This is a genomic window from Pradoshia sp. (assembly GCF_051873915.1).
In the GTDB taxonomy this organism is placed as follows: domain Bacteria; phylum Bacillota; class Bacilli; order Bacillales; family Pradoshiaceae; genus Pradoshia.
Genome location: NZ_JBJEFJ010000066.1, coordinates 1 through 14,597 on the forward strand (window position 1 = coordinate 1; position 14,597 = coordinate 14,597).

At 44.2% G+C, this 14,597-nt stretch carries 12 protein-coding genes; 5 read left to right on the top strand and 7 right to left on the bottom strand.

Features of this window, described 5'->3' with window-relative positions:
- Positions 1-345: 345 nt before the first annotated feature.
- From msrA to ACI35L_RS06450, 3 genes are all read right to left on the bottom strand, one after another.
- Positions 346-1,302: a peptide-methionine (S)-S-oxide reductase MsrA gene (gene msrA / locus ACI35L_RS06440; RefSeq protein ID WP_049669211.1), complete on the bottom strand. Its 957-nt coding sequence runs from the start codon at positions 1,300-1,302 to the stop codon at positions 346-348.
- 102 nt (positions 1,303-1,404) lie between these two features.
- Positions 1,405-2,145: a hypothetical protein gene (locus tag ACI35L_RS06445; protein WP_049669210.1), complete on the bottom strand. Its 741-nt coding sequence runs from the start codon at positions 2,143-2,145 to the stop codon at positions 1,405-1,407.
- A gap of 186 nt (positions 2,146-2,331) precedes the next feature.
- A complete protein-coding gene (locus ACI35L_RS06450) occupies positions 2,332-3,834 on the bottom strand; it encodes a malate:quinone oxidoreductase (RefSeq protein WP_049669209.1) in 1,503 nt (500 codons plus the stop codon).
- Positions 3,835-4,143: 309 nt separating this feature from the next.
- Between ACI35L_RS06450 and ACI35L_RS06455 the strand changes: the two genes are divergently transcribed.
- The 3 genes from ACI35L_RS06455 (at position 4,144) to ACI35L_RS06465 (ending at position 5,988) form a co-directional block, all read left to right on the top strand.
- Positions 4,144-4,605 carry a DUF2243 domain-containing protein gene (locus ACI35L_RS06455; RefSeq protein WP_439802483.1) on the top strand — a complete coding sequence of 154 codons (462 nt, stop codon included), beginning with the start codon at positions 4,144-4,146 and terminating at the stop codon, positions 4,603-4,605.
- Between the two features lies 1 nt (position 4,606).
- Positions 4,607-5,380: a cytochrome c oxidase assembly protein gene (locus ACI35L_RS06460; RefSeq protein ID WP_439802484.1), complete on the top strand. Its 774-nt coding sequence runs from the start codon at positions 4,607-4,609 to the stop codon at positions 5,378-5,380.
- Positions 5,381-5,610: 230 nt separating this feature from the next.
- On the top strand, positions 5,611-5,988 hold the full coding sequence (locus ACI35L_RS06465) for a VOC family protein (protein ID WP_439802485.1): 378 nt from the start codon (positions 5,611-5,613) through the stop codon (positions 5,986-5,988).
- Between the two features lie 54 nt (positions 5,989-6,042).
- Here ACI35L_RS06465 and ACI35L_RS06470 read toward each other — a convergent pair whose 3' ends face one another.
- From ACI35L_RS06470 to ACI35L_RS06480, 3 genes are all read right to left on the bottom strand, one after another.
- Complete coding sequence (locus ACI35L_RS06470) at positions 6,043-7,494, bottom strand: sucrose-6-phosphate hydrolase (RefSeq protein WP_439802486.1); 1,452 nt, start codon at positions 7,492-7,494, stop codon at positions 6,043-6,045.
- 67 nt (positions 7,495-7,561) lie between these two features.
- A complete protein-coding gene (locus ACI35L_RS06475; RefSeq protein WP_439802487.1) occupies positions 7,562-8,965 on the bottom strand; it encodes a sucrose-specific PTS transporter subunit IIBC in 1,404 nt (467 codons plus the stop codon).
- A 132-nt stretch (positions 8,966-9,097) separates the two neighbouring features.
- Positions 9,098-10,087 carry a LacI family DNA-binding transcriptional regulator gene (locus tag ACI35L_RS06480; RefSeq protein ID WP_439802488.1) on the bottom strand — a complete coding sequence of 330 codons (990 nt, stop codon included), beginning with the start codon at positions 10,085-10,087 and terminating at the stop codon, positions 9,098-9,100.
- Positions 10,088-10,267: 180 nt separating this feature from the next.
- On the opposite strand from ACI35L_RS06480, the gene ACI35L_RS06485 reads away from it, so the two are divergent.
- Both ACI35L_RS06485 and ACI35L_RS06490 read left to right on the top strand, forming a co-directional pair.
- Complete coding sequence (locus ACI35L_RS06485) at positions 10,268-10,738, top strand: PTS sugar transporter subunit IIA (protein WP_439802489.1); 471 nt, start codon at positions 10,268-10,270, stop codon at positions 10,736-10,738.
- 217 nt (positions 10,739-10,955) lie between these two features.
- Positions 10,956-13,397: a fibronectin type III domain-containing protein gene (locus ACI35L_RS06490; RefSeq protein WP_439802490.1), complete on the top strand. Its 2,442-nt coding sequence runs from the start codon at positions 10,956-10,958 to the stop codon at positions 13,395-13,397.
- A 61-nt stretch (positions 13,398-13,458) separates the two neighbouring features.
- Here the strand turns inward: ACI35L_RS06490 and ACI35L_RS06495 are convergent, their stop codons facing one another.
- Positions 13,459-14,445, bottom strand: a complete 987-nt coding sequence (locus ACI35L_RS06495; protein ID WP_049669201.1) for a Gfo/Idh/MocA family protein — start codon at positions 14,443-14,445, stop codon at positions 13,459-13,461.
- Between the last annotated feature and the right edge of the window lie 152 nt (positions 14,446-14,597).

Genomic DNA, 14,597 nt, shown 5'->3' on the forward strand with positions numbered 1-14,597 from the left:
TTGACCTTATCAGTGCTGAGGGGTGCATGTGCCGATAGATTATCTCTTGCATTTGATGATTTATGGGCGAAATTATCTTGTTTAAGAGCGAAAACCTTTGCTTTATGGGCGAACTCCCATGGTTTAAGGGCGAACGGCAGTATTTATGGGCGGTAGTTTTCGAGTATGGGCGAAATGGAGATGTTATGGGCGGAAATAATGGCGTATGAGCGATAATCCAAGCCTAAGGGCGATACCCACACCTTCCCTCCAACTCTGCTCATAGGAATACCCTCACCCATCATGCCGGCATACCCCATACAAAAAGCCGCCCCTCCATACACAAGGGACGGTCATTGCCACTACCTATTCAAATAATTTCTCGTATTGCGCATACCCTTCCTCTGCCAATTGCTCCTTCGGGATGAAACGCAGAGCAGCAGAATTTATACAGTAACGTGCACCATCCGGCCCTGGCCCGTCATCAAATACATGACCAAGATGAGAATCTGAGGCTTTAGCCCTGACCTCAATTCGCCTCATTCCATAGGAGGTATCAAGCTTCTCCTCGAGCTCCATGCGCTGCAGCGGCTTTGTAAAGCTTGGCCATCCGCATCCGGCATTATACTGGTCCAGTGAGCTGAAAAGAGGCTCTCCCGTAATAATATCCACATAGATCCCTTCCTCTTTATTATCCCAATACTCATTATCAAAAGGCGGCTCTGTCGCATTATTCCTCGTTACTTCATATTGAAGCTCAGTCAATTCATTTCTGAGCTGCTCATCTGTTTTAACCTTTTTCCAGTTCTCCCGGATAAACCGGGCACGCCCGGATCCTTCCCTATAAAGATTATAGTGGAATGGATTTTTCTTGTGGTATTCCTGATGCTTCTCCTCGGCCTGATAAAAGGGGGCAGCAGGGCGGATTTCCGTCACGATGTCCTTCTGAAAACGCCCGCTCTCAGCAAGCGCCTGCTTGGACTTCTCTGCCAGTCTCCGCTGATCCTCATTATGATAAAAAATGGCCGTCCGGTAGGAATGCCCTCGATCATTAAATTGGCCTCCTGGGTCAGTCGGATCAATTTGCTGCCAATATTGCTCAAGTAATGTCTGATACGGCATCACATCAGGGTCATACGTGATTTGTACAGCCTCATAATGCCCCGTCGTATCTGAGCATACCTCTTCATAGGTTGGGTTTTCCGTATGGCCGCCAGTGTAGCCAGAGACAATTCCCAAGATTCCCGGCTGCTCCTCAAAGGGCGATACCATGCACCAAAAACAGCCACCCGCAAATGTCGCAAGCTCCTTCTTTTCTCCCATTGAATGATTCCTCCTTTTTTCAGCTCGTAACGTATATAATAACCTTTCCTCTCTCTTTCAAACGCAAAAGAGAAGTGTCCATACGGCACTTCTCCTCTGTCATCAAGCCCCTGGTTGGGCCTTATGTTCTTTTTTCAATTCTCCTAATCGTTTCTTCACTTGATCTCGTTTACTAAGGTGCCGATAGCCAATGAATGTAACGATGAACGCTCCTGCAGCATCAACAATGAAATCCTCCATCGTATCCCGGAGCGCATCATGTCCCGTAAGAATTGTCCCATCTGCCGTCATGAATTTCTGCATATTCGTCCCTAGAATGCCGTCGGCAAGGAATTCATAGATCTCCCACACGGTTCCGCATGTCAGGGCAAAGCAAAAGGCGAACAGGGATACAAAGAATGGACTTAAGGTAATATGCAATCTCTCCATATCATTAAAGAAACTGACAATGACAAATCCTAAGGCTCCAAGCATCCCTGCGCTGAAGCAGTGAAGAATCAAGTCCCAATAAGGGATCTTAAAGTAAAAGTTCTGAACCTCGCCAAGATAAATCGCACAAAATAGAAAAATAAAATACATGATTTCCATAATATCTGGTATCTCAACTCGGAAACGCTGCTCCACCTTGGATGGAAGGAAGATAACAATACATCCAACCACACACTGCAGAATCATTAAAATATAATCGCTGCGCATACGCTCATATTCATGATGAGCAAGACCCGAAGGTGTAATAATGGCCATGTAGACAGCATAAACGGTTGAGATTATGAGCAAAATCAAGACGATGCGAAAAATAACCGTTTTGTATTTCTCGTAATAGTAATTCTTTTTATCTGCCAAAATCTTATCCCCTTTTTATATCTTTTCAGTCATGTTTTATTATAGTAGGTATTTTGATACAAAAGCTAATATTTTACTATAATTTCTTTACTATATGATAGGTTTCAAAAAGGGTATAAGCTCTTGACTGACATACGCGGAAACAAAAGCCCCCCTAGAATTTGATCTTAGGGGGGGCAATTATCTTTATCCGTGATGAGCAAGCTCTGGAACATCTAATCTAAGCGCCCCAGATGTGGCGGCATGGATTTGAGCAAACAGCTCTGGATTCTCTGCAAGTGAAATGCCGTAGGAAGGCACCATTTCCTTGATCTTGCTTTCCCACCCGCTCATTTCCTGCGGGAAGCATTTTGCCAGGACCTTCAGCATGACATGCACGGCAGTAGAAGCACCAGGAGATGCACCAAGCAAGGCTGCTACAGACCCGTCAGAGGCACTGACAACCTCTGTTCCGAATTGAAGCGTTCCTTTGCCGGCATCCGTGTCCTTAATGACCTGCACGCGCTGGCCTGCAACAACGATTTCCCATTCATCACTTTTCGCATTCGGGATGAATTCACGAAGAACCTCCATGCGCTTCTCATGGGATAGCAGCAGCTGCTCAATTAAGTATTTCGTTAACGGAATCTCCTTTACGCCAGCCGCCAGCATCGTCAATACATTATTCGGCTTCACGGAGTTAATCAAGTCCATATTTGAGCCGGTTTTCAGGAACTTAGGCGTGAACCCGGCAAATGGCCCAAATAGAAGTGCCTTCTTATTATCAATGAAACGAGTATCCAAATGAGGCACGGACATTGGCGGTGCTCCGAGCTTCGCCTTACCGTAAACTTTGGCATGATGGCGCTCCACCACCTCCTGATTCTTGCAGACCATGAATAATCCGCTTACAGGGAATCCGCCGATATGCTTTGACTCAGGAATGCCGGTTTTTTGCAGCAATGGCAGGCTTCCGCCCCCGCCGCCGATAAAGACGAATCTTGCTGTATGATATTCAATTCTTTCCCCGTCAAGGTCCTGAACCTTTACTTCCCAAAGGCCGTCACTTGTACGTTTTATATCCTTGACGACGTGCCGGTAATGGACTTCCGTATTTGTTTTCGTTAGATGGTTAAACAGCATCCGGGTTAAAGCGCCGAAATTCACATCGGTTCCGTCATCGATTTTCGTAGCGGCAATCGGCTCAGATGATGTTCTTCCTTCCATCACAAGCGGCAGCCATTCCTTCAGCACGTTCGGGTCCTCAGAATACTCCATCCCCTGAAACAGTGGATTATCTGCAAGCGCTTTAAATCTCTTCTTCAAAAAGGAGATATTGTCTTGCCCCTCCACTAGGCTCATATGCGGGATTGCCCGGATGAAATCCTGCGGGTTCTGGATTAGTCCCTTTTGCGTAAGATAAGACCAAAATTGCTTGGACAGCTGAAATTGTTCATTGATGTTAATGGCTTTCTTGATATCAATTGACCCATCCGGCTTCTCAGGCGTATAGTTCAGCTCACACAGGGCTGAATGTCCTGTTCCAGCATTGTTCCACTCATTTGAGCTTTCCTCTCCCGGACTCTTCAATTTCTCAAACACCTTGATCTGCCAGCTTGGCTCAAGCTCCTTCAGCAAGGATCCCAAAGTCGCACTCATGATTCCGGCACCGATTAAAATGACGTCTGTTTCTTTCCGTATGCTGTTCATATTACCCTTCCTTATCCCCTTTTATTTGCAAAAAACCAGGTACTTTACACAGATGTTACACAACCAAAAGAAGTTACAGTTGGACCTACGTTTATCTAGATTTCAATGACCATATTTAATGTTAAACCATTCACTATATTTTAACAATTATAAACTATTTTAAGATTAAAAAACGGTTTCATGCTCATAAAGCCGGGCTATCTAATCATTTTCTCCTATGACAGCCGTGCATTTAGCCTTCCTGCGTTTCAGGGCAAACAAACAAAGGAATAGTATAGAAAAATGAAAGGGATGGAGATGACAGAAACAATGAATACGAAAAAAGAACATTCCTACTCAAGCAGGAATATACTTTCCGGCATATTGTTTGGCATCGGCTTTGCGGCCTTCGTTGATGAAGTGGTCTTTCATCAGCTGTTACGCTGGCATCATTTCTATGATCGTTCAACAACGGAGATTGGCTTGATCTCTGATGGACTTTTCCATGCCTTCAGCTGGTTTGCGACAATTGGAGGATTATTCCTTCTGGCCGACTTACGGAGGCGCCATGCATTCATTAAGAAGATATGGTGGGGAAGCATCCTCCTTGGTGCCGGAGGCTTTCAGCTCTATGACGGTACAATCCAGCATAAATGGATGAAGATACACCAAATCCGCTATGTCGATAATGTCTTTGTCTATGACCTGGTTTGGAACATCGCTGCCATAATGATGATGATTGCCGGCCTGACCTTTATTCTATCCTCTAAACGGAGAAAGGCGGCCTCCTAATATGCATCATCATGCACCATTAGCCATCCTGCCTCAGATCTTGTTAAGTATCCCATTTATCCTTATCTTCATTGTATATATCTTGGCTGTCTTTAAAACCAATCGAACATATAGGCCATGGCCTCCCTATCGTACTGTTATGCTGTGTCTGGGGACTGGCCTTGCCATCCTATCTGTTGCAGGGCCGTTAGCTGAGCGTGCTCACTACGATTTTCACGCCCATATGGCCGGCCATCTCTTCTTCGGCATGCTCGCTCCATTATTGATTGCCCTGGCCGCTCCGATAATGCTCATACTTCGCGCCCTGCCTACAAGGCTAGCAAGGCTGTTATCCAAAGGGCTTAAAAGCCGTCCAATCGGCTGGGTCACCCATCCGATTACAGCCGCATTTCTCAATATCGGCGGTTTATGGTTTCTTTATACGACAAGCCTATACTCCCTTATGCATGAGCATATGTGGCTGCACGTGTTCATTCATGCCCATATCTTTCTAGCGGGATACGTATTTACCATTTCACTCATCTATGTGGATCCCATTTATCATCGTGTTTCCTATCTTACTAGAGCGATCATACTCGTCCTTTCACTAGCCTTGCATAGTATCCTTGCTAAATATTTATATGCCAATCCCCCAGAAGGGGTTTCAGCAACCGAGGCTCAATCAGGTGCCATACTTATGTATTATGGTGGGGACCTCGTGGATGCAGCGATTATTTTTATCCTTTGCTGGCATTGGTATAAGGCGGCAAGGCCGCGGGCTGCCTTTGATGGTTAAAAAGATTAGGGGGAAAGGCGCATAGACCTTCCCCCTGTTCATTAAAGACTACTCTCCCTCTTTCATCTCAAAGAGGTCATACTTAATAGAATCGTAATGGCCATGATAAATAACAGAAAATGGATTGATTACTCATAAAGCTGCACTTGATACACAAATCTATGTCATGGGATAATAGAATTAACAAATTTTTACACAAAAACCTATAATCCAGAAGGGAAAGATGACCCATGACCAACCATTCTCTCCAGAAAATCAGTCAAATTGGTATTCCTGTCAAAGATCTTAACCGTGCTGCCGCCTTTTATAAAGATATACTCAGCCTTCCCCTCTTATTCCAAACCGACCGTATGGCCTTTTTCGACCTCAATGGTCTGCGTATCATGCTTTCCTTGCCGGAGAAGGAGGAATTCGCCTTCTCCAGCTCTGTTCTTTATTTTCAAGTAGAAGAAATACTTGGAGCTTATGAGGAGCTCCTATCAAAGGGGGTTATCTTTACAGGTGAACCTCATATCATCACCAAAATGAACGGGGTAGAGACGTGGATGGCCTTTTTCCGTGATTCGGAGGGGAATACGATGGCGCTGGTAAGTGAGGTAGAGGCATGAAGAAGGAGGCCACATTGGTCTCCTTCTTCATGTATGATGATTATTGCTGTCCCATCAATCAACCACAAACCCTTGCAAATCCCACTTCTCCACCCGAACAACTGCCTCTCCAGAAAAGGCAATACTTTCATCGTCTGGTTTGGGAAAATAACGGGCGGTAAAAACCTTCTCGCCCCCGTTCAAGAAAATCTCCAAGGAGGAGTGATCAAGAAAGACGTGAATTCTTGAAAGAGAGGAGATGACACAGGTTCTTGATTCAAGTGCTCCTGTTTTGACGTTCCTTCTCTTCAAGATGACTTCATTCTTATTCGCATCATAAATGAGTTCAGCGCTGTTTCGGAGGGTGATGGTAAACTTGCCGCCCTGCAGTTCAAGGAGCTCAATCATGAGCTCGATTGATTTGCCGCCAATCGGAGGGGGAAATTGCCCTGCTCCATCAAGGACTAGCTCAGCTTGGAGCTTATTCTCTCGAAGTCCCTTCATTTCATCCAAAGGGCTTTGATACAAGCAGCCATTCTCGAAATGAAGCTCTCTTGGCATTGTCAAGGCGTGCACCCAGCGGTGGGAGATTGTCGGCTGGTGCTGTTCTGCTTCATCTGTCATCCCCATCCACCCATAGAGAATGGTCCGTCCAGTATCGTCCATGAAGGTTTGCGGAGCATAAAAGTCAAACCCCCGGTCAAGCTCAGTGAAGGGCCCGTGCTCATAGGCAAACTCCCTTTCATCCAATTCCCCGGCAAAATAACCGGATTGAAAGAGATTTTGATAGTCACGCCCACTAGCCTCCAAGCCTTGCGGAGATACAAGAAGAATGTCCTTTCCATCTAAGTGAATGAGGTCCGGACATTCCCACATATAGCCGAAATCATCTAATCCATTCAGTCCGCTGCCAGCTATCGTCCCGGCCTCCTCCCATTCATATAAATCCTTTGAGTGGAAGAGGGCGACAGCTCCTTGCTCCTTAACAGTTTGTGCACCTAGAACCATGAACCATTGGTCACCCTGCCTCCATACCTTCGGATCACGAAAATGAGCGGTATAGCCTTTCGGAAGCTGCAAAACAGGCCCAACCTTCTCAAAGTGAATGCCATCCTCTGAAACAGCTAGACATTGATAGGTTTCCCGCGCCCCGTCTGCTTGCTTCACATTCCCGGTATAGAAGAGATACATTTTCCCCTCCCATTCAATCGCACTCCCGGAATAGCAGCCATTTTTGTCATACCATTCACTTGGGGCGAGTGCGATTGGCTCCTCCTGCCAATGCAGCAGGTCCCTTGATGTGTAATGCCCCCAGAACTTTGCGCCATGGGCTGTTTCAAATGGATTCCATTGATAAAAGACATGGTATACACCCTTAAACTGAATCAATCCATTCGGGTCATTCAACAGTCCAACTGGCGGCATGAGATGGTAGTGCAGCCGATAAGGGTCTTGCTGTACTGTTATATGATATTTATCCGTCACTTCCCGCGCCCATAGCCGCAGCAGCTGATCATTCTCTGACATGGTATAACCATCCTCACTGTTTTTTTATGAATAAAAGGCAGAACGACAATCGCCTGCCTTTCGTTTATTATTGTTCGATTTCCTTCTTCATCTTATCTGAATAGCCAAACATCCAGGTGAGTGCGAACGCTACTGCAATTGAAACAAGGTTCACCAAAATATACGCAAGAAGCTGTCCGTTCAAATAAAGCAATGTCCCTGGGATTACTGTTACCGCCATTCCCGTTGCCTCCAATTGGAATAGAGAGGCCAGAAAGCCGCCGACAGCCCCGCCGATTAGACCCATAATAAATGGTTTCCCGTAGCGTAAATTAACCCCAAACAAGGCTGGCTCTGTAATTCCTAAGAATGCTGATAAGGCGGATGGGAAACCTAACGCCTTCAGTTTCGTTGATTTTGTCTTCATGGCAACCGCTAATGTCGCACCACCCTGGGCAGCGACTGCACAGGTGACGATGGCATTATAAGGATTACTCTGGAATTCAGCAAGCAGCTGGATCTCGAGCATATTAAAGACATGGTGGACACCTGTAATCACGATGATCTGGTTCAAGCCGCCAATAATCAGCCCGCTGATGCCAAATGGCCATGAAAGGACAGCTTTTGCGGCAGTCAAAATACCATTCTCAACCGTATGGAAGATTGGCCCGATAACAAGCAGGGATAAAACAATCATCACAAGCAGTGTCAAAAATGGGGTCAAAATTAAATCCAATGATTCCGGTACACGCCTTCTAATGGCCCTCTCTAATTTAGCCCCAATGATTCCGGCAATAAATGCCGGCAGAACAGAGGCTTGATAGCCGACAACCGGAATAAAGCCGAAGAATTCAAGCGGTGTCACATCCCCGCCCGCAACCGCCCATGCATTCGGCAAGGACGGTGACACGAGCATTAAGCCAAGTACCAGCCCAATGATTGGGCTTCCTCCAAATACCCGAAATGTTGACCAGGCGACAAGGGCCGGCAAAAAGATAAAGGCCGTGTCTGTTAATACTTCCGTAAAGAGAAGGAAGTTGCCGGATACGTCATCAGGTGTCAATCCAACCAACCCGAGTATTTGCTCCTGCATCAGGAGACCGCGAAGTCCCATGAATAATCCCGTTGCAACAAGCACCGGAATAATTGGAACAAAGACATCCCCAAATGTCCGAATGGCCCGCTGGAAGCGGGTTCCGCTCTTAACAGCCTCCTTCTTCTGGTCAGAAGGATTCATAGTGGAAAGGCCGAGTCCCTCCACCTCTTCATGAACCTTATTAACGGTACCGGTTCCGAATATAATCTGGTATTGACCTGAATTGAAGAACGCTCCCTTAACCTTCTGGATGCCCTCTACCTTCTCCTGATCAATTAATTCCTTGTCATTCACCATGATGCGGAGTCTTGTTGCGCAATGAGCCACAGAGGAAATATTCTCTCTTCCTCCGACGGCTTCAATCACTTCCTCTGCAATTCTGCGATTCTCTGACATTGCCATTCACCCCTTCTCATTCTATTCCATCCCATTTTTCAAAAAAGATACGTACATTAGTTCAATGTGGAATCGATTCCACAAACAATAAAATAAAAGTGCAACCGATTTATGAAATCGATTACACAACCATTATATACTGTCCCTTTGTAAAAATCTATGTTTTATGTTCCTCTTTATAACTTGTTTTCCATTATTATCAATCAACTCCAGCATTAGAGCTGCTGCTTCGCGCCCTGCTTCCTCGACCATAAAATCAATGGTCGATAAGGATGGCGTAATAAACTTCGATAGTTCAGATGCTCCCATCCCGGCAATGGCGATTTCATCCGGAATAACCAGCCCGGATTCCTTCACATACTGCATCGCACCAATCGCGAGCCTATCAGTCACAGCAAGAACAGCCGTTGGCCTCAACGATGAAGTCTCCATTATTTCCTTCATGCATGCACGTCCAGATTCCAAATCAAAGATCCCTGTTTGAACCCAGCTACCTTCTATCGGCAGACCGCTCGCTGCCATGGCATCCAAATATCCTTTCTTCCGCAGTATCCCGACGGCTGGATCTGACTCACTGACTCCAATGAACGCAATTCGCTTATGCCCTTTATCTATAAGAGCTTGCATGGCATCCTTGGCTGCCTGATAATCATCAAATACGACATTTGGGAGGCCTGGCATATCCTGTCCAACCGCAACAAAAGGAATGGCCAGCTGGTTGATTTCCGCCATAAGCTCCGGCTCCGTATTCGTTGCTGACAGAATAATTCCGTCTACATGCCTGCTTCTTAACAGCCGTAAATTCTCTATCTCCTTTTCCGGAATCAAATTGGTATTGGCAAGCAGGATTTGATAGCCCGATTCACCCAAAACCTCATCAATTCCCTTTACAAGGCGGCTCGAGGTCTCCGTGCTGATCTTCGGAAGGATGACCCCAATGACCTTTGTCTTCTTCGTCCGCAAGGATTTAGCATGCTGGCTTGGAACATACCCGGTCTCTTCAATAACCTTCAGAACCGCACTTCTCGCCTTTTCGCTTACATAGCCAGAATTATTCAAGACGCGAGAAACCGTCGTTCTCGAAACATTTGCTCTCTGCGCAATTTCCTTTATCGTTAGCATCGAACCGTTCCTCCCTTTAAATCTATTATCATTTTACACAAATCAGCTAAAAAGACATAGAAACAAACGGGCACACGTAATCCCTATTATTTGGTAAATAGTTTGAATTGATTTACAATACAACAAAAGAAACTCGTTGGATTCAATTCCGTCAAAATACATGCAAAGGTGGTAATCTAGATGTTCAAAAGCCTATTTAAGAAAAAACAGCCGAACAATCAAGACCCGATGCTCGTACCCTTAAAAGGAAAGGTTGTTGATCTCGAGACTGTGCCAGATCCCGTATTCGCCCAGAAAATGATGGGAGATGGATTTGCCATTGACCCTGCCGACGGCACAATCCTCTCACCTGTTGATGGAGAGGTCATCACCATCTTCCCTACTAAACATGCCATCAGCCTGAAAAGCAATAAAGGCAGAGAAATCCTCATCCATGTAGGACTTGAAACCGTTCAGTTGAACGGGGATGGATTCACACCTCTCGTCATGGACGGCCAAAAGATCAAGAAAGGCCAGGAGTTGATGAAGGTTGACTTTGAATCCATTAAACCAAGAGTCCCATCTATCCTGACACCCGTCATTTTCACAAATCTGGATGAGAATGAAAAGGTTGTTGTGGAGGGAGAGAATATGTTTATAAAAAACTTATAACTATATTACAATAATTGAATATGCTAACATTCTCATGAAATTGACCCTCTCCTGATGCTTAGGTGAGGTCTTTTTTGTGATAAAAGAACCCTCAAAAGGCAGATTTCTGTTTTACATTTTATAGGAAAAAATAACTTATGAACCTTCTAATATATGGTAGTTTTTGCTTACCAAATATCCTATAATTAGATGATGACTAATCGAAATGGGGGATATTATGAGAAAAGGATTTATATTATTAATCATTGCTGTATTTCTTATTTTTAACGTAGGTTCCTATGTATCTTTTGCTGAAGGTCCGACTGAATCAAATGAAGAGGAAAAGAGCTTAATAGTCAACTCAGATGAGGGGGAAATGGAGGAGAATCCCTTTGAAGGTTCAATGGTGCAAGACTTGCGAGCAGTCGCAACATCCCCTGCCACCATTGATCTTAGCTGGTCAGCTATAGAGGGAGCCACAAATTACGAAATCTATCAAGCAAGTGGTCCAAATGCTGAATACACGTTGATTGATACCGTTTCATCTATCTCCTACACCTTGCAAAACGTCACTCCTGGCCCTGTAAAGTATTACAAGATTAGAGGCGTCCAAGAAACAAATGAAATGTACCTTTATAGTCAATATTCCCAAATAGTCAGTGCCGCCACTTCCCTGACAGCTCCGCTAAATCTTGAAACAGCAAAAACAACCTATAATTCCGTTACTCTATCATGGAGTCAAGTAATTGGCGCAAAAGGATATGAGATCTATGCAGCTGAATCTGCCAATGGTACCTTCAAACGAGTTAAAATCACCTCAGATACAACCTTTACCCACACAAATCTAGCGACTAACAAAAGTTACTTTTATAAAATCAAGGCTTATTCTCAGGATATAACTACCTATTATGGTCCGTTCTCTAACACCATCAGCGCTAAATTATCGTTCACTGCTCCTGTTAATCTCAAGGTTACCAACAAGACCTATAACTCAGTAAGCCTATCCTGGAGCAAAGTACAAGATGCAAAAGGGTATGAAATTTGGATGGCATCTGCCAAAGACGGCAAATATACAAAAGTAATTTCTACAACATCCACATCCTATACTCATAAAAATTTGGCAACAAACAAAACCTATTATCACAAGATTAGGGCATATACAGGAAACCCAACCGTATACACTTCCTATTCAGGAGCTGTCAGTTCCAAACTTTCCCTTGCCTCACCTCAAAACTTCAAGGTAGCCAAGAAAACGTACAACTCTGTCTCACTCTCTTGGAGCAAGGTTCAGGATGCCAAAGGGTATGAAATTTGGATGGCGTCCTCAAAAGATGGCAAATATACAAAAGTAACATCTACAACATCCACATCTTATACTCATAAGAATCTCGCAACAAATAAAACTTATTATTACAAGATTAGGGCATATACAGCAGGAAGCCCAACTGTATACTCCTCCTATTCAGGAGCTGTCAGCGCCAAACTTTCCCTTGCCTCACCTCAAAACTTCAAGATAGCCAAGAAAACGTACAACTCTGTCTCACTCTCTTGGAGCAAGGTTCAGGATGCCAAAGGGTATGAAATTTGGATGGCGACCTCCAAGGATGGCAAATATACAAAAGTAACATCTACGACATCCACATCTTATATTCATAAGAATCTCACAACAAATAAAACCTACTACTATAAAATTCGATCATATGCTGGAAGTAAGCCTGTTTACAGCTCCTACTCCAGCATTGTTAGCGCAAAGCTATTTGTCCCTGCCCCTTCCTCACTAAAGGTATCAACCAAGACCTATGATTCTCTGACTTTATTATGGGGTAAGGCAAATGAAGCCAAGGGTTATGAAGTATATATGTCGACAACAAAAAACGGCAAATACACGAAGGTTAAATCAACTGAATCAACATCTTTTAAGCACACTAAATTAACCACAAATAAGACCTATTACTATAAAGTCAGGTCGTATGTAAAATCCGGCAAGAAAACGTACTACAGTTCCTTTACTAGTAAAGTAAAAGGAAAACCAACACTTAATGCGGTACCCTCAGTCAAAACAAGCGGTCATGTTGATGCTATTAAAATTAGCTGGGGATCAGTAAGTGGAGCTAATGAATACAGGGTTTACCGGTCATCCTCCAAAAACGGCGATTATAAAGTAGTTAAATCAACAACTGATAAGAGTTATACAGATAAATCTGTCAAAAAGAGAGTCACATACTACTACAAAATCGCAGCCATCCGGAAGGTAGGAAAGAATACTTATGCAGGGCCTGCCAGTACTATTACCAGCGGCATTACGCGGACAGTTGAAAAACCAAATTTCTCTGTTTGGACATCTAGTGAAACTGATTCCTCTACGTATGCTGTGTTACTCCATATTGAAAATTATGGCTCCAAGCCGTTGCGGATTTTAAGTGATGGTGCTTTGATTGATAATGAGTATGAGGATTTTGATCGCCCTTTGCAGCAAATTGATGTCGACACGATTGAAGATCTCGAATGGCTAGAAATTGGAGCGAAAAGCGATTCGTTTATCGGTTATCGGGTGATTGGCGGCCCGACCTGGTATGATAGAAAATCAACCATCATCTATGAATTCAAATACGATGGAATTGAGTATTATGGGTATGCGAGCAGCTATTATGGCTCCTATTATTCGGAAAAGAAAAAATAGACCTAACAAGAAACCCTCATTCGGCTAACAACCGAACGAGGGTTTTTCATTCCCAATAATATTATTGCTTCCCTTCTTCCTCCGGATAAACAAGTCCCCACTCCCTGCGAATCTCCGTCATGATATCCATAACATCCTTCGTCAGGTTCAAATGAGTTACCTCTTTATTGCCCTTAACGGCTGCCTCCATGTCCTGCATTTCATAATAGAGCGCATCCTCGGTGTTTCCGGTCTCGATTACTTCCTGCTCACCGGTTTCCGTATAGGTAATGACCGCTTTTTGGCCTCTTGGGTATTCCATCAGTTCAATATAGCCTTTGTCACAGGAAATCATTCCGCGCTTCGGCTGTTTGGAGTGCAAGGTTAAGGCGATGGTCACCATTTCTTGCTTTTCGTTCATCATGAGGATGCCCGCCTGCTCATCAACACCTGTTGGTGCGTATTTCACTTGGCTCACGACTTGGTTTGGTTTTTCAGACATGAACCAGCGAGCGAATGAGATTGCGTAAACGCCAATATCCAAAAGAGCGCCTCCAGCCAGCTTTTTGTTAAAGAAACGGTTCTCCATATCATATTCTTTATAGCTTCCGAAATTCATCTGGATCATCCGAAGCTCGCCCATTGCACCAGAATCGATTCGTTTTTTCAGTTCTTTGTAGATTGGCATATGGAAGATAGTCATTGCCTCTGCCAATACGACTTGATTCTCCTCAGCGAGTTTGATGCACTCATCCAGTTCTTCACTGTTAAGGGTGATTGATTTCTCTACCAATAAATGCTTGCCGTTTGAAAGTGCCTCTTTCATGAATGGAAAATGAGTGTTATGCGGTGTTGTGATATAAATAATATCGACATTCTCATCATGGAACATCTCGTGGAAATCATTATATACTTTGCCGATTCCATGCTTTTCTGCAAAATCTATCGCCTTGCTATGCGTACGGTTGCCGACAGCATAAAAGGTCTTGCCCGCCTTTTTCAAGGAAGCTGCCATTTCATTTGCGACAACCCCTGTTCCTAATACAGCCCAGTTTAAGTTTTCTCTCATTCGGATGATCTCTCCTTTGTATATCAGTTTCATACCAAACTACCGCTCATCATTATTATGGAATTGCAAATGCTCTACTTTTTTACTATAACAAAATAACTTAATTAGCGAAAAAAGGTTGATGATTTTGAGGACTATACGAGCGGTATGGA

Coding starts and splice junctions, on each gene's coding strand:
- msrA (WP_049669211.1), bottom strand. CDS start 1,302: ATGGGAGAAAAGAAGGAGCTTGCGACATTTGCGGGTGGCTGTTTTTGG.
- ACI35L_RS06450 (WP_049669209.1), bottom strand. CDS start 3,834: ATGAACAGCATACGGAAAGAAACAGACGTCATTTTAATCGGTGCCGGA.
- ACI35L_RS06455 (WP_439802483.1), top strand. CDS start 4,144: ATGAATACGAAAAAAGAACATTCCTACTCAAGCAGGAATATACTTTCC.
- ACI35L_RS06460 (WP_439802484.1), top strand. CDS start 4,607: ATGCATCATCATGCACCATTAGCCATCCTGCCTCAGATCTTGTTAAGT.
- ACI35L_RS06465 (WP_439802485.1), top strand. CDS start 5,611: ATGACCAACCATTCTCTCCAGAAAATCAGTCAAATTGGTATTCCTGTC.
- ACI35L_RS06470 (WP_439802486.1), bottom strand. CDS start 7,494: ATGTCAGAGAATGATCAGCTGCTGCGGCTATGGGCGCGGGAAGTGACG.
- ACI35L_RS06475 (WP_439802487.1), bottom strand. CDS start 8,965: ATGTCAGAGAATCGCAGAATTGCAGAGGAAGTGATTGAAGCCGTCGGA.
- ACI35L_RS06480 (WP_439802488.1), bottom strand. CDS start 10,087: ATGCTAACGATAAAGGAAATTGCGCAGAGAGCAAATGTTTCGAGAACG.
- ACI35L_RS06485 (WP_439802489.1), top strand. CDS start 10,268: ATGTTCAAAAGCCTATTTAAGAAAAAACAGCCGAACAATCAAGACCCG.
- ACI35L_RS06490 (WP_439802490.1), top strand. CDS start 10,956: ATGAGAAAAGGATTTATATTATTAATCATTGCTGTATTTCTTATTTTT.
- ACI35L_RS06495 (WP_049669201.1), bottom strand. CDS start 14,445: ATGAGAGAAAACTTAAACTGGGCTGTATTAGGAACAGGGGTTGTCGCA.